The 20,121-nt window shown below is 29.9% G+C and carries 15 protein-coding genes and 1 tRNA gene; 6 read left to right on the top strand and 10 right to left on the bottom strand.

Annotated features, from left to right (window positions below; all coding sequences use genetic code 11):
- Positions 1–79: 79 nt before the first annotated feature.
- Together ACWYN7_RS00080 and ACWYN7_RS00075 are read left to right on the top strand one after the other, a co-directional pair.
- The gene (locus tag ACWYN7_RS00080) at positions 80–2,197 is read left to right on the top strand and encodes an Ig-like domain-containing protein (RefSeq protein WP_462857807.1); all 2,118 of its coding nucleotides are present in this window, start codon (positions 80–82) and stop codon (positions 2,195–2,197) included.
- A 79-nt stretch (positions 2,198–2,276) separates the two neighbouring features.
- The gene (locus ACWYN7_RS00075; protein ID WP_462857806.1) at positions 2,277–2,879 is read left to right on the top strand and encodes a carboxymuconolactone decarboxylase family protein; all 603 of its coding nucleotides are present in this window, start codon (positions 2,277–2,279) and stop codon (positions 2,877–2,879) included.
- 71 nt (positions 2,880–2,950) lie between these two features.
- Here ACWYN7_RS00075 and ACWYN7_RS00070 read toward each other — a convergent pair whose 3' ends face one another.
- The 4 genes from ACWYN7_RS00070 to ACWYN7_RS00055 all read right to left on the bottom strand — a co-directional run bounded on the left by ACWYN7_RS00070 (position 2,951) and on the right by ACWYN7_RS00055 (position 9,571).
- The gene (locus ACWYN7_RS00070; protein WP_462857805.1) at positions 2,951–3,454 is read right to left on the bottom strand and encodes a YbhB/YbcL family Raf kinase inhibitor-like protein; all 504 of its coding nucleotides are present in this window, start codon (positions 3,452–3,454) and stop codon (positions 2,951–2,953) included.
- Positions 3,455–3,698: 244 nt separating this feature from the next.
- Positions 3,699–5,285, bottom strand: coding sequence for a TlpA family protein disulfide reductase (locus ACWYN7_RS00065; RefSeq protein ID WP_462857804.1), 1,587 nt, complete (start codon positions 5,283–5,285; stop codon positions 3,699–3,701).
- A 149-nt stretch (positions 5,286–5,434) separates the two neighbouring features.
- On the bottom strand, positions 5,435–6,649 hold the full coding sequence (gene odhB, locus ACWYN7_RS00060) for a 2-oxoglutarate dehydrogenase complex dihydrolipoyllysine-residue succinyltransferase (RefSeq protein WP_462857803.1): 1,215 nt from the start codon (positions 6,647–6,649) through the stop codon (positions 5,435–5,437).
- A gap of 189 nt (positions 6,650–6,838) precedes the next feature.
- Entirely contained in the window at positions 6,839–9,571 is a 2,733-nt protein-coding gene (locus ACWYN7_RS00055; RefSeq protein ID WP_462857802.1) for a 2-oxoglutarate dehydrogenase E1 component, read from the bottom strand.
- 185 nt (positions 9,572–9,756) lie between these two features.
- Between ACWYN7_RS00055 and ACWYN7_RS00050 the strand changes: the two genes are divergently transcribed.
- Positions 9,757–9,830: transfer RNA gene (locus tag ACWYN7_RS00050), tRNA-Asn, on the top strand.
- A gap of 225 nt (positions 9,831–10,055) precedes the next feature.
- Positions 10,056–10,637 carry a hypothetical protein gene (locus ACWYN7_RS00045; protein WP_462857801.1) on the top strand — a complete coding sequence of 194 codons (582 nt, stop codon included), beginning with the start codon at positions 10,056–10,058 and terminating at the stop codon, positions 10,635–10,637.
- Between the two features lie 89 nt (positions 10,638–10,726).
- Here the strand turns inward: ACWYN7_RS00045 and ACWYN7_RS00040 are convergent, their stop codons facing one another.
- The 4 genes from ACWYN7_RS00040 to ACWYN7_RS00025 form a co-directional block, all read right to left on the bottom strand.
- Positions 10,727–11,509 carry an enoyl-CoA hydratase/isomerase family protein gene (locus tag ACWYN7_RS00040; protein WP_462857800.1) on the bottom strand — a complete coding sequence of 261 codons (783 nt, stop codon included), beginning with the start codon at positions 11,507–11,509 and terminating at the stop codon, positions 10,727–10,729.
- A gap of 69 nt (positions 11,510–11,578) precedes the next feature.
- Entirely contained in the window at positions 11,579–12,988 is a 1,410-nt protein-coding gene (locus ACWYN7_RS00035; protein WP_462858291.1) for a sensor histidine kinase, read from the bottom strand.
- 51 nt (positions 12,989–13,039) lie between these two features.
- On the bottom strand, positions 13,040–13,504 hold the full coding sequence (locus tag ACWYN7_RS00030) for a hypothetical protein (protein ID WP_462857799.1): 465 nt from the start codon (positions 13,502–13,504) through the stop codon (positions 13,040–13,042).
- Between the two features lie 60 nt (positions 13,505–13,564).
- The gene (locus ACWYN7_RS00025) at positions 13,565–14,896 is read right to left on the bottom strand and encodes an MATE family efflux transporter (RefSeq protein ID WP_462857798.1); all 1,332 of its coding nucleotides are present in this window, start codon (positions 14,894–14,896) and stop codon (positions 13,565–13,567) included.
- Positions 14,897–14,993: 97 nt separating this feature from the next.
- Here ACWYN7_RS00025 and ACWYN7_RS00020 point away from each other — a divergent pair, with 97 nt between their 5' ends.
- Positions 14,994–15,785 (top strand): universal stress protein, encoded by a 792-nt coding sequence (locus tag ACWYN7_RS00020; protein WP_462857797.1) that lies wholly within the window; start codon positions 14,994–14,996, stop codon positions 15,783–15,785.
- A gap of 1 nt (position 15,786) precedes the next feature.
- On the opposite strand, the gene ACWYN7_RS00015 is transcribed toward ACWYN7_RS00020, so the two are convergent.
- The gene (locus ACWYN7_RS00015; protein WP_462857796.1) at positions 15,787–16,008 is read right to left on the bottom strand and encodes a hypothetical protein; all 222 of its coding nucleotides are present in this window, start codon (positions 16,006–16,008) and stop codon (positions 15,787–15,789) included.
- 35 nt (positions 16,009–16,043) lie between these two features.
- On the bottom strand, positions 16,044–18,782 hold the full coding sequence (locus tag ACWYN7_RS00010; protein WP_462857795.1) for a PD-(D/E)XK nuclease family protein: 2,739 nt from the start codon (positions 18,780–18,782) through the stop codon (positions 16,044–16,046).
- Positions 18,783–18,851: 69 nt separating this feature from the next.
- On the opposite strand from ACWYN7_RS00010, the gene ACWYN7_RS00005 reads away from it, so the two are divergent.
- A complete protein-coding gene (locus ACWYN7_RS00005) occupies positions 18,852–19,631 on the top strand; it encodes an amidohydrolase (RefSeq protein WP_462857794.1) in 780 nt (259 codons plus the stop codon).
- The last annotated feature ends 490 nt before the right edge of the window (positions 19,632–20,121 follow it).

Below are 20,121 nucleotides of genomic sequence, written 5' to 3'. Positions count from 1 at the left end.
TTATATTTTTATTAATTTTGAAGTCTTAAATTGTGCTTTTATACAAAAATAAGAAAACACAAATTAGATATTCGTAAAAATGCACAAATCTGTAGAAATTAAACATAATTTTATCGCTTTTCTTTTTTTGATGATTAGCTCATTTTCGTATTCTCAAACAGATTTAGCTCCTTCTATAACAGCATCTGGCAGACAAAGTTTTTGCCCTGGTAACTCCATTAAAATTGTTACGGATTTTACAATTTCTGATCCAGATGATACTACAATAGCAAGTTTTTTTATTCAAATATCTACAGGTTATCAATTAGGGTTTGATGTGTTAGCACTAGAAGGCAACCATCCAAATATTACAACTTCTTGGAATTCTAACGAAGGAAAACTAACTTTAACCTCTGCCCTTTCTGGCTCAGAAATATTTTTAACAGATCTCGAAAATGCGGTAAAAGATGTCGTTTTTACAACCACATCTAACAATATAATCCCCGAAAAATTCTTTTCTTTAAGTATTGGTGATGCAAATTATTTACCTTCTACAGATCATTTTTATGAATTTATATCAGAAAGTGGTATTACTTGGACAGATGCTAAAACTGCAGCAGAAAATAGAACTTATTATGGTAGACAAGGGTATTTAGCGACATTAACTAGCCAAATTGAAGCCGATTTTGCTGGTGAACAAGCCTCTGGAGCTGGTTGGATTGGCGGTTCTGACGAAGAAACAGAAGGCGTTTGGAAATGGGTTACAGGGCCAGAAGCTGGAACTGTTTTTTGGAATGGTTCTGGAAATGGAAGCTCACCTGCTGGCGAATTTGCAAATTGGCATACTGCTGAAGGAGAGCCTAATGATTTTGGTGGCAATGAAGATTATGCACACATTACGCATCCTAATCTTGGTGTTCCAGGAAAATGGAATGATTTACCCAATATAAGTGGAGTTCCTCCTGAAGATGATTATTATCCTCAAGGGTATATTGTAGAATATGGAGTTCCTGCTGACCCAACTTTAAGTATTGTTGCTTCTACTAGTATTTATATTCCTCAAATTACAAGTACTACAAATGCTTCGATTTGCGAAATTGGAAACGCTACCATTAGTGCTACACCAAGTGAAGGAGAAATCGTTTGGTACGAAAATTCGGATATCAACTCAACATCAGAATTAGCTAGAGGCACTAATTTTACGGTAAATAATATTTCTACTACAACAACATTTTACGCTTCTATAAGTGTAAATGGCTGTACAACTTTACCAAGAATCCCAGTTACTATTACTGTTCTAGAAAAACCTACAATTACAAATACAACCAACGATTTAATTTGTTCTGGTACTGCAAATTTAACTGCAACAGGTTCTGATGGAGATGTTTATTGGTTCGAATCTTTAACTAGTACAACTCCTATATTTATTGGAAATAATTTTACAACTCCAAATTTAAATGCAACTACAAGTTTTTATGTAGAAGCCAATAATTCTGGCTGTATATCTTCTGCAAGAACTGAAATTACTGCTGTTGTAGATAGTACAATTCCAGAATTTGATATTTTACAAACCACCTATATTTTATGTGCTGATGTGGGTTCTGTTGAATTAGAAACAACAAATCCGCTTGGAAATTACAGTTATGTTTGGAAAAAAGAAGGTGAACTTTTATCAGGAAATTCATCAACTTTAAACATTACTACTTCTGGTAATTATACTGTAAGCGCTATTTCTGAAGCAGGTTGTGAATCTTTAGAACAAACTATTCTTGTAAAAGATTCTGAAAAAGCAACCATAACAATTGATGATGTTTTAATTGTTGATGATACTACAAATAATTCAATTCAAATAATTAATACTAATTTAGGTAGTGGAGCATATGAATTTGCTATTGATGATGAATTTGGAAGCTATAAAAGTGATGGTTTTTTTGATAAACTATCCACAGGAAATCATACCTTATATACAAGAGACATTGGCGGATGTGGAACAGAACGTTTTGTGTTTTCGGTTTTGGCTTATCCAAAGTTTTTTACACCCAATGAAGATGGTTTTAACGACTTTTGGAATATCTCTGGATTTGACACTACTTTTTACACTACATCAGAAGTTGTAATCTACAATAGATTTGGAAACCTTATTTATCAATTTAAAGACAACAACCAAGGTTGGGATGGAAATTACGAGGGCAAAAAACTACCCTCTAATACCTACTAGTTTAAAGCAACATTAATAGATATTAATGGGTTATCTATAGAAAAAACAGGAAATTTCAGTTTAATAAGAAAATAAAAATATGGCATTAGTAACACCTTTAGCAGCAGAACACGATTTAGAAACCAAAAAACTGGCAGAATTCTTTAATGAAACGTTAGGTTTTTGCCCTAATTCAGTTTTAACAATGCAAAGAAGACCCGCAATTTCTAAAGCATTTATCAATTTAAATATGGCTGTAATGGCTAATGATGGACGCGTAACCTCTGCTTTAAAAAGAATGATTGCTTGGGTTTCTAGTAATGCCACTGGTTGCAGATATTGCCAAGCACATGCAATTAGAGCTGCAGAACGTTATGGAGCAGAACAAGAACAATTAGATAATATTTGGGAATACAAAACTCATCCAGCATTTTCTGAAGCAGAAAGAGCTGCGTTAGATTTTTCTTTGGCTGCTTCAATGGTGCCAAATGCAGTAAATGCTGAGATAAAAAACGAACTTTACAAATATTGGGACGAAGGAGAAATTGTAGAAATATTAGGTGTTATATCTTTATTTGGATATTTAAATAGATGGAACGATTCTATGGGAACAACTATGGAAGAAGGTGCAATTGATAGTGGAAACCAATATTTAGGCAAACATGGTTTTGAAGTTGGCAAACACGATGGTTCTCAATATTAACATGGAATCTAAAAAAAATCCCGAGTAAAATAATTACTTGGGATTTTTTATAATGATAAAAAATAAAAATTTTAATCTCTTTTATAATAACCTACAATCGTAGCTTTAGCTAAAGTATGATTCCATAAATTAAACCCAACAACTGCTGCATTTGTATTTTCATCTAAGGCTAAAGTTTCTGTTTTTAAAGCGTGAATGGTAATTTCATATTTATGCCATCCATGACCTTCTGGAGGACAAGGACCTCCATAACCTTTTGTACCATAATCATTTACACTTTGTATTGTGCCTTTTGGCGCTAAATTTAAATCGATATTACCAGCATTGGTTACTAACTCTTTTGCAGTTGCAGGTATATCAAAAGCTAACCAATGCCACCAACCACTTCCTGTAGGCGCATCAGAATCGAACATTGTAATAGCAAAACTTTTGGTGCCTTCTGGCGCATTTTTCCAAGCTAATTGTGGTGAAATATTTTCTCCATCATTTCCCCAATCATTGAATGATTGATTTTTATCAAAATGACCTCCTAAATCGTTACTGGTTAGTGTAAATGTTTCTTTTGATGTAATCATAATTTTTGATTTGTGGTATTTCTGATAAAATTAAGAAAATTTGATAAAAGTTTACTGCTAACAAGTATCGAATTTCTATTGATTAAGGCCATAGTTTGCAAACAAGTTTAGCCGTGATTGAAACGACATCCTTTTTTGAGGAACGAAAAAAAGATATAGTGGAAAGCGCGAAATAGCTACAAACAAAAAAAATGAGCAAAAACTGTTTTTTTCTTAATTTCTTTATTTTTTTTACATAAAAGTTTTATTGATTTCTATTGTTATAAATTTCATCAATAATACTCTCAAAAACTTCAGTATCTGAAGGTGAAGGTGCATTATTTAAAACGATTGTATTTTGCTGATCAAAAATAATATACCTAGGAATATGATTAATTTTAAAATACTTAGAAAGTGGAGATGAACGCCCTTTTATCAGAAAAAATGAATTATAAAAATTTAAAGTGTGCTTGTATTTTTCATTTGCTTTTAACCACTTTTCATAATTTTTTTCAGGTGAAATATAAATCCACTCTACATTATTTTCAACCTCTAAACGATCTTTAAACGCTTTTCCCTCATTAATTTGCTTTATACAAGGAGGGCACCAACTTGCCCAAAAGTCAACTACTTTAATTCTTTTTTTTGAACGATTAAATACATCTTTTAAGCTTAAGGTATCACCATTAATATTTATAAACTTACTATTTAATGCATACTCGCTTAACTCGAATTTATAATTATTTAAATCTTCTTTAACCTTTTCAATAAGCGCAATATAAGAAGGTTTAGTAAATTCTTTTTCATAATCATTTATAACATTTCTTAGCAAAGAAATAGTAAGTTTACTTTTTCCAAATCCTTTAGCATGAAACTCACGAATCAATTCTTTAATAGCAAAAATCTTTATATCACCTTGAAAATTTTTTTCTATAAATTCTTTTTCGGCGATAAATTTTTCTTTTGAAAAAGGAATTAAGTTTGCGTTTAAAAAATAATCTCTGATGTATGCATTTAGATTCATTCTATAAAACATAGAATTATTAAAAGCTGCTTGACTTTTAAACTCATTAAGTGAAATAGATTCAAAATAATTATTTAAATCTAAAATGGTTTCAGGGTTTTTATCTTGTTCTTTATACATTAAGGAATACAAAACATCAGATTCATTGTAAAACCAACCTTCTAAAAAATTAGCTTTCACATTTGCAGGACTCATTAGATTATGAAGATATCTATGCCTTAAATTGGTAGTTATTGTTTTTAAAAAAAAGTCTGATTCAATATTATGCTTTCCTATATATTTATAAAAGTAAGCTGTTCTTTGATTATAAATAGACTTCGCGTTCTTTTTATAATCCATTAAACTACCATTATATGGAGTTCTATTATATTGAGGTGTGTTTTTATCCAATTCAGCATAAAAATTATTGTAAATCGCATTTCTTCCTTTAAATTTCATTTTCCCTTTTTTGATACTCATTTTTACAGTATCTCCTGGGATTAAAAACACCCATCCACGATAAAAATTTTTATTTTTTCCACTTGCAGAAACTTCTGCAAAGAGTGGTTTATCGATTGAACTTAAAATTAAATGCAAAGAATCTCCAATTATTTCTTTTTTAAAATCATTAGGTTTATAATATTCAATATTATTTTCAGTACTAATATTTAAATATTTAAAACCTATAATATCATCTGTAGTTCCTGTAATTATAACTTTATCTGAAGATGGATTGTATTTTTCTAATAGTTTATCCTTTTTCTTAACGTCATCTTTAGCTTGTGAGTTATTTGTAGATTTACTACAAGAGAGCATCAGCAAAAAAACTATTAGAGCAATTTTTTTCATGTAATTTTTATTTTCGAATAAAAATATAACTTTATTGAATACCTTACTTTATAAAACGAAAAAATCCCAAGCAAAAGCTCAGGATTTTAATATTTTATGAGAAACTTCGACAAGCTCAGTTTGACATATTTATGAGCCCAAATACTGGGTTACATTTCTAATGCTTTTGCAGGATTACCATCCATTAACAATTCAACAGGATTTTCTAGAGCTTCTTTTACAGCTACTAAGAAACCTACAGATTCTCTACCATCTATAATTCTATGATCGTAAGATAATGCCACATACATAATTGGCTGAATTACAATTCCGCCATTTACAGCCATTGGTCTGTTTACAATGTTGTGCATTCCTAAAATTCCACTTTGTGGAGGATTGATAATTGGTGTAGATAACATAGAACCAAATACACCACCATTTGTGATTGTAAATGTACCTCCTGTCATTTCATCAATAGTAATTTGCCCATCTCTTGCTCTTAAAGCTAAACGTTTTACTTCTGATTCTACCCCTCTAAAAGATAAGTTTTCTGCGTTTCTAATTACAGGAACCATTAATCCTTTAGGACCAGAAACTGCAATAGAAATATCTTGGAAATCGTGTTTTATTTGGAAATCTCCATCTATCATAGAGTTTACATCTGGATACATTTTTAACGCTCTAACTACTGCTAAAGTAAAGAAAGACATGAATCCTAAACCAACTCCGTGTTTCGCTTTAAAAGCCTCTTTATATTCTGAACGTAAATCGAAAATTGGCTGCATATTAACTTCATTAAAAGTAGTTAACATGGCTGTTTCGCTTTTTACAGCTACCAAACGTTGTGCAACTTTTCTACGTAACATAGACATTTTCTTACGCTCTGTACCTCTAGAACCATTTGCTGGTTGAGTACCCATAGATGGTACTGCTTTTACTGCATCTTCTTTAGTTATTCTTCCATCTTTACCTGTTCCTTTTACTGCAGATGAATCAATACCTTTTTCTGCTAATACTTTTTTAGCTGCAGGAGAAGCTGTACCAGTAGCATAAGTTGCTGCTTTTGGAGCTGCTGCTACTTCTGGTTTTTTCTCTTCTTTTGGTGCTTCTTCTTTAGCTTCTGTAGCATCGCCTTCTGGTTTTGCAGCAGATGTATCTATTAAACAAACTACAGCACCTACAGCAACAGCATCACCTTCTTCTGCTTGTAAAGTGATAATTCCACTTTCTTCTGCAGGCAATTCTAAAGTTGCTTTGTCAGAATCTACTTCTGCAATTGGTTGATCTTTTTCTACGTAATCTCCATCTTCAACTAACCAAGTTGCAATTTCTACTTCTGTAATCGATTCTCCTGGAGAAGGAACTTTCATTTCTAAGACACTCATCAGTTCTGGTTTTACTTTATGCCGATTTTCATCAGCTTTTTTAATTTAATTTTTCGTTTTATTGTTTTGGGCGTTTTAACAGGCTTTACACTATATCTTTTTTACTTTGTTCTCGATACAAAATTTCTGAAAAAGAAATTTTACGCGAACTGACCGTAAAAAAGGATGTCGTTTCAATCCTTAACGCATTTAATCGTTACTAAATACACTATCTATTACTGCTCTATGACGCTTTTTAAAACGCGTACTAGAGCCTGCAGCTGGCACTGCATAATATTTACGAGAGCGCACACTTAAATTCTTTAACTCGAAACGTTGTAACATATAACTCCAAGCTCCCATATTTCTTGGTTCTTCTTGCGCCCAAATGTATTCTGTTACATTTGGATATTTGTCTATTATTTTTTGAATTTTCTCTTCGTGTAAAGGAAACAATTGCTCTATTCTAATTAAAGCAACATCTTCTCTTTGCAATTCTTCTCTTTCTGCGAGTAAGTCATAATAAAATTTACCCATACAGAATACCATTTTTTTAACTCCATCTGTATTTAAAGTATCGTCTATAACTTCTTGGAATTCACCATTTGCCAATTCTTGTATTGTATTTACAGCTTTTGGATGACGCAATAAACTTTTTGGTGTAAATACAATTAATGGTTTTCTATAATCGCGTTTCATTTGACGACGCAATAAATGATAGAAATTTGCAGGTGTTGTACAGTTAGCTACTGTCATGTTATCTTCTGCACACAATTGTAAATAACGTTCTATTCTTGCAGATGAATGTTCTGAACCTTGCCCTTCATAACCATGAGGTAATAACACAACAATTCCGTTTTGAACTTTCCATTTATCTTCTGCAGCAGAAATATATTGGTCGAACATAATTTGTGCTCCGTTAGAAAAATCTCCAAACTGCGCTTCCCAAATTGTTAGCGTATTCGGATTTCCTAAGGCGTAACCATAATCGAAACCTAAAACCCCATATTCAGATAATAACGAATTGTAAATCGTCATTTTACCTTTGTTATTTGGGTTGGTGTTTAATAAATTAATTCTTTCTTCAGAAACTTCGTCTCTTAAAATAGCATGTCTGTGAGAAAAAGTTCCTCTTTCTACATCTTGTCCAGAAATTCTTACATTAAATCCTTCTTCCATTAAAGAACCATAAGCCAAGTTTTCTGCCATTCCCCAATCTAATTCATTGGTTTCGAATGCCATTTTTGCTCTACCTTGTAAAATTCTTTCTGCTTTTCTTACAAAATTTACTCCTTCTGGAACTGTAGAAACAACTTTTGCAATATTTTTTAAACTTTCTTCTGGGTAAGTAGTATCTAAAGTAGTTAACATAGCCTCTTTGTCTTGTCTTTTAAAACCTTCCCAAGTAGACTCCATAAATTCTTTAACCTTAGAAGTAGTATCTTCTTTAGATTTATCGAATTCTGTATTTAACATCTCTTTAAACTCTTTTGTTATTGATGTTAAATAACTTTTATCTATACTTCCTTCTGCAATTAATTGTGATGCATAAATATCTTTCGGATTTTTATGCTTTGCAATTGCTTTATATAAAGTAGGTTGCGTAAAACGAGGTTCATCACCTTCATTATGACCATATTTACGATATCCTAATAAATCGATAAAAACATCAGATTTAAATCGCATTCTAAATTGTAATGCCATTTCCATAGCATGACAAACTGCTTCTGTATCGTCTGCATTTACATGCAAAACTGGTGATAAGGTTACTTTACCCACATCTGTACAATAGGTACTTGAACGTGCATCTAAATAATTCGTTGTAAAGCCAATTTGATTATTTACAACAATATGCACAGTTCCTCCAGTTTTATAACCGTTTAATTTTGCCATTTGCACTACTTCGTAAGCAATTCCTTGACCAGCAATTGCTGCATCACCATGAATAATTATCGGTAAAATTTTACTTGAGTCTCCATTGTATTTTCTATCAATTTTAGCTCTTGTAATACCTTCTGCAACTGATGCAACTGTTTCTAAGTGAGATGGATTTGGCACTAAATTCATTTTAATTTCATTTCCATCTCTATAGGTTTTACTTAAGGTTAAACCTAAATGGTATTTTACATCACCATCAATATCTTCGTCTTCAAAATCTTTACCTTCAAATTCGCTAAAAAGTTCTCTAACAGGTTTTTTAAAGATGTTAACTAATGTATTTAAACGCCCTCTGTGAGCCATACCTAAAACACATTCTTTTACACCATATTCTTCTGCTGCATCTCTTAACATAACAGCTATACCAGGTATTAAAGTTTCACCACCTTCTAAAGAAAAACGTTTTTGACCCACATATTTTGTTTGTAAAAAACTCTCGAAAGTTACAGCTTGATTTAATTTACCTAAAATATACTTTTTAGCTTCTACACTATAGTTTGGGTGATTATCATTTTTGCTTAAGCGTTCATTCCACCATTTTAATTTTTCGGGATTACGCATATAAGTATATTCTACACCAATAGAATCGCAATAAATACGTTTTAGGTTTTCTATAATATTGGCTAAGGATGTTTTACCCAAGCCTAAAAGTTCTCCTGCAGAAAATTCAATATCTAAATCGTTTTCGGAAAGCCCGAAATTTTCGATAGCTAAAGTAGGTTGGTACTGTCTTCTTTCTCTTACTGGATTGGTTTTTGTAAATAAATGACCACGAGTTCTGTATCCATTAATTAAATCTACTACTAGAAATTCTTTATGAACCTCTTCAGGAACTTCTAGCTCTTCTTCTTGATCAGTTAATGAGTAATTTTCATTAGCCAAATCATATCCTTGAAAAAAGCTTCTCCAACTTGGTTCTACTGAATCAGGATTTACTAAATATTTATCATATAAATCAGCTATAAAACCTGTATGTACTGCGTTTAAAAACGAAAATTTATCCATATTATAATTTATGCTTTTTAATAAGCTATCACGGCTCACAAAAATACAACAAATGATAAAAAGTAATATTATTTTCTGAAATAAAAAAAATATTATTTTTTTTAATTTTTTTTACAAAAGTATTTGGCAATATTCTAAAAAGATATATATTTGCACTCGCTAATCACAAAATAAGTGAAGCAAACTCCTCCTTAGCTCAGTTGGTTAGAGCATCTGACTGTTAATCAGAGGGTCCTTGGTTCGAGCCCAAGAGGGGGAGCTTAAAAAAAGCCTTATCAAATTTGATAAGGCTTTTTTGTTATCCACAACTTTTGGTATTGATCCCTAAGTATGCATAATTAGTACAAATATATTCTATTTTAACCCTTAATCAATTTAACATAATTCATGTTGATAATATAGAATACATATATGCCAATTATGTTGTTTTATAAACTCTAGTTCTACCCTAACTTTGCAGTATAAATCTTAAAAAATTTATATTATGAAAACAATTAAAAGAAGAGTACTAGTAGTAGTTTTTATGTTGGGAACATTAGTAAACTACGCAAACAATTCAGAATTGAAAAATGTATTAGATGCTACAAAAACAAAAGTAGTATTTAAAGACGCAAAGAAAGGACAACAATTAACAATTAAAGATAGTAATGGAGTTGTTCTTCATTTCGAAAATGTAAATAAAGCAGGAAACCTTGTTAAGTTTTTCGATTTCTCTAAATTAAAAGATGGGGATTACACTTTAGAATTGGAAAAAGATTTTGAAATTGTAATTAAATCTTTAACAATTAAGGGAGATGATGTAGTTTTTAACGAAGCTGCCAAAAAAGTAATTTTTAAGCCCGTATTTAGAAACAAAGCAAACAAATTAATGGTTTCTAAAATTGCTTTCGATAAGAAGCCTACAGAAATTTCCATTTACTTTAAGGATGAAATTATTTACACCGAAACTGTAGAAAATAATGGAATTATTAACAGAATCTACAGTTTAGACAAAGGTATGAAAGGTCAATACACTGTAGTTTTACGTAATAATGGTAAAACTTTTAGTAATAATTTTAAAATTTAAAAACATTGTTTAATCTTAACTTTTAGATTTACAAAAAAATCTAAACTAAAACGAGCCTTTTTTAAGGCTCGTTTTTCTTTTTTTAAAATTTAATTTCCAGGGAAATCGGGTTTTCTTTTTTCTAAAAATGCAGTAGTACCTTCTATAAAATCTTCTGTACCAAAGCAATATCCAAAGCCAGTTATTTCTACATCAAATCCATTTACACCATCTTTAAAACCAGAGTTTACAGCTTTTATAGCTGTAGCAATGGCAACAGACGAATTGCGCATAATTTTACCTGCCAACTTTTCTGCCAAAGGCAACAACTCTTCTTGCTCAGTTACATAATTTACCAAACCATAATTTTTAGCATCGTCTGCAGAAATCATAGTAGCTGTCATTATCATTTCCATAGCTTTACCTTTACCCACTAATTGTGGTAAACGCTGTGTACCTCCATAACCAGGTATAACTCCTAAAGAAACTTCTGGCAATCCCATTTTTGCATTTTTAGATGCAATTCTAAAATGACAAGACATTGCCAATTCTAAACCACCACCTAAAGCAAAACCATTAACTGCAGCAATAACAGGAGTTGATAAATTCTCTACCAAATCAAACAAAATTTCATGGCCTTTTTGCGCCAATGTTTGTCCTTCTTCTACCGAAAAATTAGCAAACTCAGAAATATCTGCTCCAGCAACAAAAGCTTTTTCTCCAGAACCTGTTAAAATAATTACTTTAACATTTGCTTCTTGTTCTAAAAGCGTAAAAGCCTCGCTCAATTCTTCAATAGTTTCTTTATTTAAAGCATTTAATTTTTTTGGTCTGTTGATGGTAATTTGTGCTAAAGCAGCACTTTTTTCTACGATTATATTATTAAATTTCATTTTTATATAATTTATAATTCTTGGTTTTGTTGATAAAAACAATCAACAAGAAACAAGAAAGATTATGTTCTATTCTTTGGGTAAAACTACCGTAAACACTGTACCTATACCTTCTTTTGATGTAAAAGAAATTTCACCATCATAAGCTTCTATAATATTTTTTAGCATTGGCAAACCTAAGCCCATTCCACTAGATTTTGTGGTAAATTTAGGTTCAAAAATTAAATCTTTTACCTCATTAGGTATGCCTTTTCCATTATCAGAAACTATAATTTTTACATTTCTTTTTTCTGCAAATACTTGTACTTCTATAACCGGATTTTCTTCTAATTCTGTTGCTTGTAAAGCATTTTTAACCAAATTGGTTACAATTCTAATAAGTTGTGTTTTATCTAAATTTGCAAACAGCTCATCTGATTCTGGGGTATATTTAATAAAATCTTCGTTAAAAATATCTAACGCTAATTTTACAACACTTATTACGTCTATTTTTTCTCTTTTTTGCGTTGGCATTTTAGCAAAATCAGAAAAAGCAGAAGCAATAGAACTCATAACATCGATTTGCTGAATTAAAGTTTTGCTATATTCTGCCAATTTTTCTTTAATTTTTTCATCCTCTGGATTAAATTTTCGCTCAAAACTTTGCACTGTTAATCGCATTGGAGTTAACGGGTTTTTAATTTCGTGTGCTACTTGTTTAGCCATTTCTCTCCAAGCCTGTTCACGTTCGCTTTTAGCTAGTTTTACAGCACTTTCTTCTAGTTGATCTATCATGCTATTGTAAGCTTCTACCAAAACTTCAATTTCTGAGCTTGCAGAATTCAGCATAATTTTTTCATTTCGTTCGTTTAAACGCGTTTGCTGCATTTTATCAGAAATGGTTTTTATAGAACGTGTAATATAACTCGATAAAAAATAGGCCATTGCTATTGCAATTAATAACATCAGCAAATACACCAAACCTAATCTTGAGATAAACTCTTTAAGTTCGTGCTCTACTTCTGAGTTATCTTGGGTAAACTGCAGTTCTAAAATACCAATTCGTTTAAATTTAGGATCGTTTATATAGGTGTAAGAAGTATGATAACCCATACCGTCTTTTACTATAGGAATTAATATTTTATGATTCGAGTTTTGTGCCAAATCATTTAAAATATCATAAGGTAAAGGTGCTATTTGCGTAGGTTCAAAAGCATTTGTTTTTGATGAAATCAATAAATTACCATGCAAATCGAAAATTGAAATATTCAATTTATTAATCGACGAAATTTCATAAATACGCTCTTGAAATATTTTTGATAGATTATCTGTCTTAACAGGATACGTAGTTTTATTGTTAAGTTCTAATTCTATTGTTAAACGTGTTGTAGCTTCTTTACGTTCAAAACGTTGAATATTATAATCTTTTGTTTGTTCATCATATTGATAAACAGTAACCACTAAAATTAATATTGATGCTAAAATCACCAATACAATCATAGATAAAAAGATGCGTATTTTTAACGATATTTTTTTAAAGTTGAACAAATTTTAATCTGTTTTAATACGTTTTGTTTTCATTAGTAGAAAATCGTCATAAGCCCCATCATTATCCCAATCATAATTACTTTTACCTATAAAACCATTTTCGGTTTTGGTGATTAAGTAACTTACTTTTATATTTTTTTTATTGTAATAGAATTCTACAAAAAGAGAATCTTTTATTACATTCCATTTGCCTTCAGAATCGGATATTTTTTCTCCTTTTTTATTGATAAACCAAGCATTAAATGTACCATCTGCATTATATTTAGATTGTGCAATTAATTCTGGATTGTTCTCAAATTTATCTTCATAAACTTCTAAAGAATCAGATTTTAGATAAGTTGGCATTTCTATTTTTAAATAAGTAGTTTGCCAAGAATCTGTCATAAAATCTTTTAAATTATTTTCTTTTGTACAAGCCGCAAGAAGTATTCCAAAACAGCCAATAATAAATATATTTTTTAATTTCATTTTAAAATGATTTTTAGATGTACAAGATAAGTAAATAAAAAAGCGTCTACAAAAGAGTTGCTAAGTATTGACCAAAGGCAAAAATTGATTTCTAAACTTAACAATTAATGGAATTCCTCTTGCTAAAATCCAAAGTGTAAAAGCAATCCAAATTGCTACTAGTTTATAATCTAACCAATCAAAAAACAATAAGGTTGGTATAAACACAAATCCTGTAGATAAAATTAATACGTTTCTTAAGTATTTCATAAACCCCATACCTTTAAACATACCATCAAAAATAAAAGTAATCGCATTTATGGGTTGTGTAATTATTACAATCCAAAAGACGTCATAAAATTTTTCTAAAACCAATTGCTCTTTGGTAAACAAAGCTCCAATAGCATTGTAAAAAAGAAAACCAAAACTTGCAATTACAACACCTGTAAACAACCCATATTTAGTTAATTTATTACTTAAAACTATTAGCTTTTTATAGTCTTTTGCACCTAGTAATTTACCAGCTAAAATATTACCTGCGCTAGAATAACCATCTACCATAAAAGCACCTAATAACCATATATTTAAGCAAATTGTATAAGCTGCAATGTAAGCTGCTCCATAATCTGTTGCATAAGATGTTGCAAAATACAAAGCTGTATTTAACGCAATTGTTCTAATAAAAAGATTGCCAATCATCCCCAATAATTTTGGTATTTCTGGATGAAATGGAAAGCTAATTTTTAATGATATATCTGTTTTTTTTATCAATAGAAATAAAGCTATAATTGCCATGGTTATTTGTGCAATTACACTTGCATAAGCAGCGCCTTCTATATGCATTGCTGGTATAATCCCTTCAACTCCATAAACTAAAACAATATCTAATACAATATTTAGTAAAGCACCAATTATGGCAATTATCATTGGATAAAAAGTATTTTGCAAACCTCTAAAAACCCCAAAAATTGCAAATACAAATAACGAAAATGGAAAACCAAAAATTCGAATTTTAAAATAAACAATACAATATTCTAAAACGACTCCTGATGCATTATAAAACTGAAAAATCTGTTTTGCAAACGGATAAGAAATAGCCAAAACTAAAAAACTACCTCCAACAACAATGGCAATAGCTTGGGCTGGTAAAGTTTTAATTTTATCTAATTTATTGGCTCCAACATATTGAGATACAATAGATGATATTGCACTTCTTATTTGACCAAAAACCCAAATTAACATCGAAATAAAAGCGCCAACAATACCAACAGCAGCTAAACTTTCTGTGGCGTTTTCATTAATATTACCAATTATTGCAGTATCTGTTATAGACAATAAAGGTTCTGCAATACCAGCAATTAAGGCAGGAATTGCTAATTTATTAATGTGTTTAAAACTAATATCACTTACCAACAAATGTTCTTTATTTGCAAAGGTAAGTATCTAAAGAACCTGAACAACTTTTACTTTATGAAAAAATAGTAACTTTGCAACTAAAATTAAATCTACCATGCAACACATTTTAGTACCAATTGGATCTACAGAAAGCGCAGCAAAAACTTTACAATATGCTATTGACTTTGCTGCTGAAATTAATGCAAAAGTTTTTGTTTTTAGAGCTTATAGTGCCCAATCTAAAGCAGGAACAATGGTTAATGTAAATAGAATTATTGAACGTGAAACAAATTTATATTTACGTGCAATTGTTAAATCTGTAGACAAAAAAAATGTAGATGTTAACTTAATTTCTGCAAAGGGATCTGTTATAGATAGCGTTTTAGCAATTGATGAAGAATTGGGAATTGATTTAATTATTGTAGGTGCTAAAAGTAACTCTATAAAAGAAGAAGTATTTTTAGGAAAAACAGCAGGTAGTTTAGTTAAACAAACTGATATTACCATTCTTGCTGTTCCAGAAAATTACGTTTATAAGCCTGTTAAAAGCATTTTAATCGCTTTTAAATCTGGTAATGTAAAAAGCAAAACTGCTTTAAAACCATTAGAATTTATTGTAAATAAATTTGATATTACCTTAAATTTATTGTTAGTAAAAACTCCTAGTTATTCTGAAGAGGATTTAATTATTAACAAAGATTTAGAAAAATTACAAAGCACATTAACGGTTACTGAAAACGCAACTACTTTTCAAGGAGTTTTAGAGCATTTTCAAACTCATAACCCAGATATGTTATGTGTATTTAGACGTAAACGTGGTTTTTTCAAAAAACTTTGGGAAAAAAATACAGTTCTTAAACAAGAGTTCCATACAAGTTTACCTTTATTGATTTTAAAAGGAAAGTAGTTTATTTTATTTCTTTAAATGATAATGGGCCAGATGACCAACCACCAACAAAACAAGTTGTTTTTGAATGATGAGATATGGTGTTATATTCCAAACCATTAACCATTTCTGCCAAAGGAATTAACACAAATAGCAAAACTAAAAAAACAGCCATTATTCTTACTGAAGGCGTTTGTTTATCAGTTTTTCTAAAATCTATTAAAATTGGATTGATGTTTTCCATATTCCAAATATAGGAATTATCATTTAAAACTCAAGTTAATACTTTAAATCAGCTGGTTCTATAAAATTAACTTCAGGATTATAAATTTCTAAAATATAGGTTTTTAATTCTCCTATAAATTCGTCCAATTTTTCTTGGGTAATATTGGTATCAGGATTTCTACTACTTGATGAAAAATTGATGGCTAAAAACCCTTCTTTTAAGTTTTTAAAAGAATAAATTCCGGCTTTTAAGTTTTTAGAAAAATCGAACTTTTTACTTTTGGTATATAAATAAGCATACAATAAAACCTGAATGGCTTTGTATTGTTCTTTAGCTCTTAATTCCTCAAAATTTAGCACTTTCAGCTCAGTGCCTTTTACCATTCCAGATTTATAATCAATAATTCTAATTTCTCCATTTAATTCATCCACTCTATCTACATTTCCATGCAATTTTATAGGGAAATCAATTCCGTCAATTTCTATTTCTGCGGATAAGTTTTCTTCTGTTGCAATTATTTTTAGTTGATTATTATCATCCTTTAAAACTCTTTTTTCTGATGCCAAAAAATTAACTACAAAACGATTGGCAACTTCAAAAATTAAGCGGTTTTTACCTGTAGAAATATCACCATTTTTAAAATGGATTTTAAAATGTTTTGACACTAAATCTTGGGCAGATTTTTCCATGGTAACAACATCATCAAGCTTTAAAAATTTACCCATAAATGGTTTATAAAGCTCGTCTAAAGTTTCATGAACCACAGTTCCTAAAGTATTGTAAGCAACTGTTTCTTCTACATTGTCTAACTCTTTTATTCTTAAAATTTTCTGTTTATAAAACGAAACAGGATTGTGCAAATAATTGGTTAATGATGATGGAGAAAAACCTTGTTTTGCTAACTCTTTTAATCGATCAAAAACTAAATTGTTTTTTTCAATTTCTTTTAATTCAGTTTTTTGAGAAACAATTTTGGGTGATACTAATTGCTGCTCAATATCTGTTCTCATCATTTCTAATTGAGTTACAAATCGGCTTTTTTCTCCACTTCCAAAAACATCATGTTCTGTGTTATATAAAATAAAAACGTTTTTTGCTCTTTGTAATAATCTAAAAAAGTGATACGAAAAAATAGCATCTTTTTCTCTATAAGTTGGCAAACCAAATTCTACTTTTACATCAAAAGGGATAAAAGAATTTTGCTGACTACTGGCAGGCAAAACACCTTCGTTTGCAGAAGCTAAAATTATGTTTTCAAAATCTAAAACACGTGTTTCTAACATCCCCATTAATTGCAAACCTTTTAATGGTTCTCCTTGAAAAGACAAACTTTCAGAAGCCATTAATTGTCTAAAAAACTGAGCTAATGTTTTTAAATCTGTAAAATATTCAAACTCGTTTTGTAATGTTTTTAATTGTGTAAAAGCAGTATAAAAACGGAATAAATACTCCTTTTCTAGTGTATTAACTTCTTCTTTTAAAAGATTAATTAAATCTAAAATATGATCTATAAAAGCAGCTACTGAATCAAAAGGTTTAAAAAAGTTTAAAAGAACTGTTTCAACTTCTTTATTTGAATCTTTTAAAAATTGACGAATATGAGTTTCTGAAATAAAAGTCTGATTTTCTTTGGCAATTTGAGTGGTAAAATCATCTATATGATCAAACAAACCATAAATAGATTGATGTTTAAAAAAGCGAATTACATCTTTATAATAAAACTCATTTATTAAAGTTTTTTGTAATTTTTCTTGAGAAATATACAACTGAAAAAGCGCAAACAACAAACTTGTTGTGGGTACATCTTTTAAAGGATAACCCATTGTAATATTAATTGCATTGATGTTTTTAGGCAACGAATTTAATGTAATAGGCAACAAAGTTTCGTCTGCTAACACCAAAGCTGTATTTTTAAAATCAGTAGAATTCTCTAAAATTTCGCCAATATATTTTATTTGCGTAGTGTTTTTAGCTGCACCAATTACCTCTATTTTCTTGGGTTTAGAAAAAGCATTCCCTAAACTCTTTAGTTGATGTTTTTCGTAATATTTCCACTCTTTTTTGTACTTTCTGATAAACTTACCTGCTTGATGATTGGAGTTGTAAAAAGCTTCGTCAATATCCCAATAAATTTCGGCATTCCCTCTTTCTAAAGTTTTCTGAAATAATAATTCTTCTGCTTTATTTAAAGCATTAAACCCAATAAAACAAAAGGTTTTATCACTATTCTCATCTAAATATTCATCAACTTTTTTAGCGGATTCTTTATACATTAACCCTTGATAACCAATGTTTTTATCTAATAAAAATTGATAAAAAGCATCGTAATAATTCTTTAGTTTTTCTAAAAACGAATTGTGATCTTTAATTAATTCTGTTTCTTTAAAAGTGCCTTTTACAGACCATTTTCTTAAACGTTCTATGTCTCTTAAATAGATAAAAATATCTTTGGTATTTACCAAATGTTGATCAATTTCATTAAAATCTTGCAACACTGTTATTGCCCAAGAAGAAAAAACATCAAAAGAATCCGGATTTTTTTCTACGCTTTTGTAAATACTATAAAAATGAAACAAGAGTTGAATACTATCTACTTTTTGAACGCCAGAAATTCGCTGAATAAATTGCTCTATATTTAGCATTTCTGGTAAAAAACCGATGCTAATCTTATCTTTAAACTCTTGTTTTACAAAAATCTTTGCTCTTTGCGAAGGCAGTATAAAAACCACATTTTCAAATGATTTTGTGGTTTGTAAGATATCATCTAAAGTTTCTGAAATAAAAGATTGCATCGTTAATTTTTGGTTTTCTAAATTACAAAAACTTACATTTATACCTCTTTAATCTTTAATTTTATTTTGATGAAAAACGAATTACGAGTTGTTGGTATTCAAGCAGATTTAGTTTGGGAAAATCCCACTCAAAATCTTGCCTTTTTTGATGAAAAAATTAGAAGTCTACCTAAAGAAACAGACCTAGTCGTTTTGCCAGAAATGTTTTCCTCAGGTTTTACTATGGAACCCAAAAATGTTGCTGAAAAAATGAATGGAAATGCAGTTTCTTGGATGATAAAAATGGCACATGAAAATAATTTAGCTTTAACAGGAAGCTTAGTAATTGAAGATGACAACAACTATTACAATCGTTTGATTTTTGTGCATCCTTCAGGAAAAATAGAAACCTATGATAAAAGGCACTCTTTTACCTTAGCTGGTGAAGATAAAGCATACACTTCTGGAAATAAAAAGCTAATTATAGTGTATAAAGAATGGAAAATTTGTCCTTTAATTTGTTACGATTTACGTTTTCCTGTTTGGGCTAGAAATACAGAAAATTACGATCTTTTAATTTTTGTAGCTAATTGGCCCGTTAAAAGAATTAAAGCTTGGAATACGCTTTTAAAAGCACGTGCAATAGAGAATATGTGCTATGTAATTGGTGTAAATAGAACCGGAATTGATGCCAATAATTATGAATATTCTGGAAATTCTGTAATTATTGATTGTTTGGGTGATGTGCTTTCTGATATCTCTAAAAATAAAATTGATATGATTGAAGCTACTTTAGATAAAAACAATCTAGAAAAGGTTAGAACACAATTGGGATTTTTAAATGATAAAGATGATTTTAATATTCTTTAAAAAAGAAGAAAATAAATTTTACTAATAGAACAGACCCTTCTGGTTTTGAAAACCAGAAGGGTCTTTAAGTTCATCAAAAAAAAAGAATTAAAGTTTGCAATTTGCATTTAAAAGCATGCGCAATAGAAAATATGGTTAAGCAATTGGTTAAAGGGAACAAGAAGTGTTACCAATAATTATGAATATTCTGGAAACTCTGTAATTGTTCATTGTTTGGGTGATGTGCTTTCTGATATCTCTAAAAATAAAATTGATATGATTGAAGCTACTTTAGACAATAACAATCAAGAAAAAGTTATAGAAAAATTGGGGATTTTAAATGATAAAGATGATTTTAATATTAATCTTTAAAAGTAGATGAACTAAAATATTATTAAAAAATAGACCCTTCAGGTTTTGAAAACCTGAAGGGTCTTTAAGTTCATCAAACAAAAAGAATTAAAGTACGGAATATGCTTTTAATAACACGTAAATAGAAAATATAAGTTAA

The sequence above is a fragment of the Polaribacter sp. M10 genome (assembly GCF_054968445.1).
Note: the sequence above shows the minus strand (reverse complement) of the source record. Positions and strands in the feature narration are given on the sequence as shown.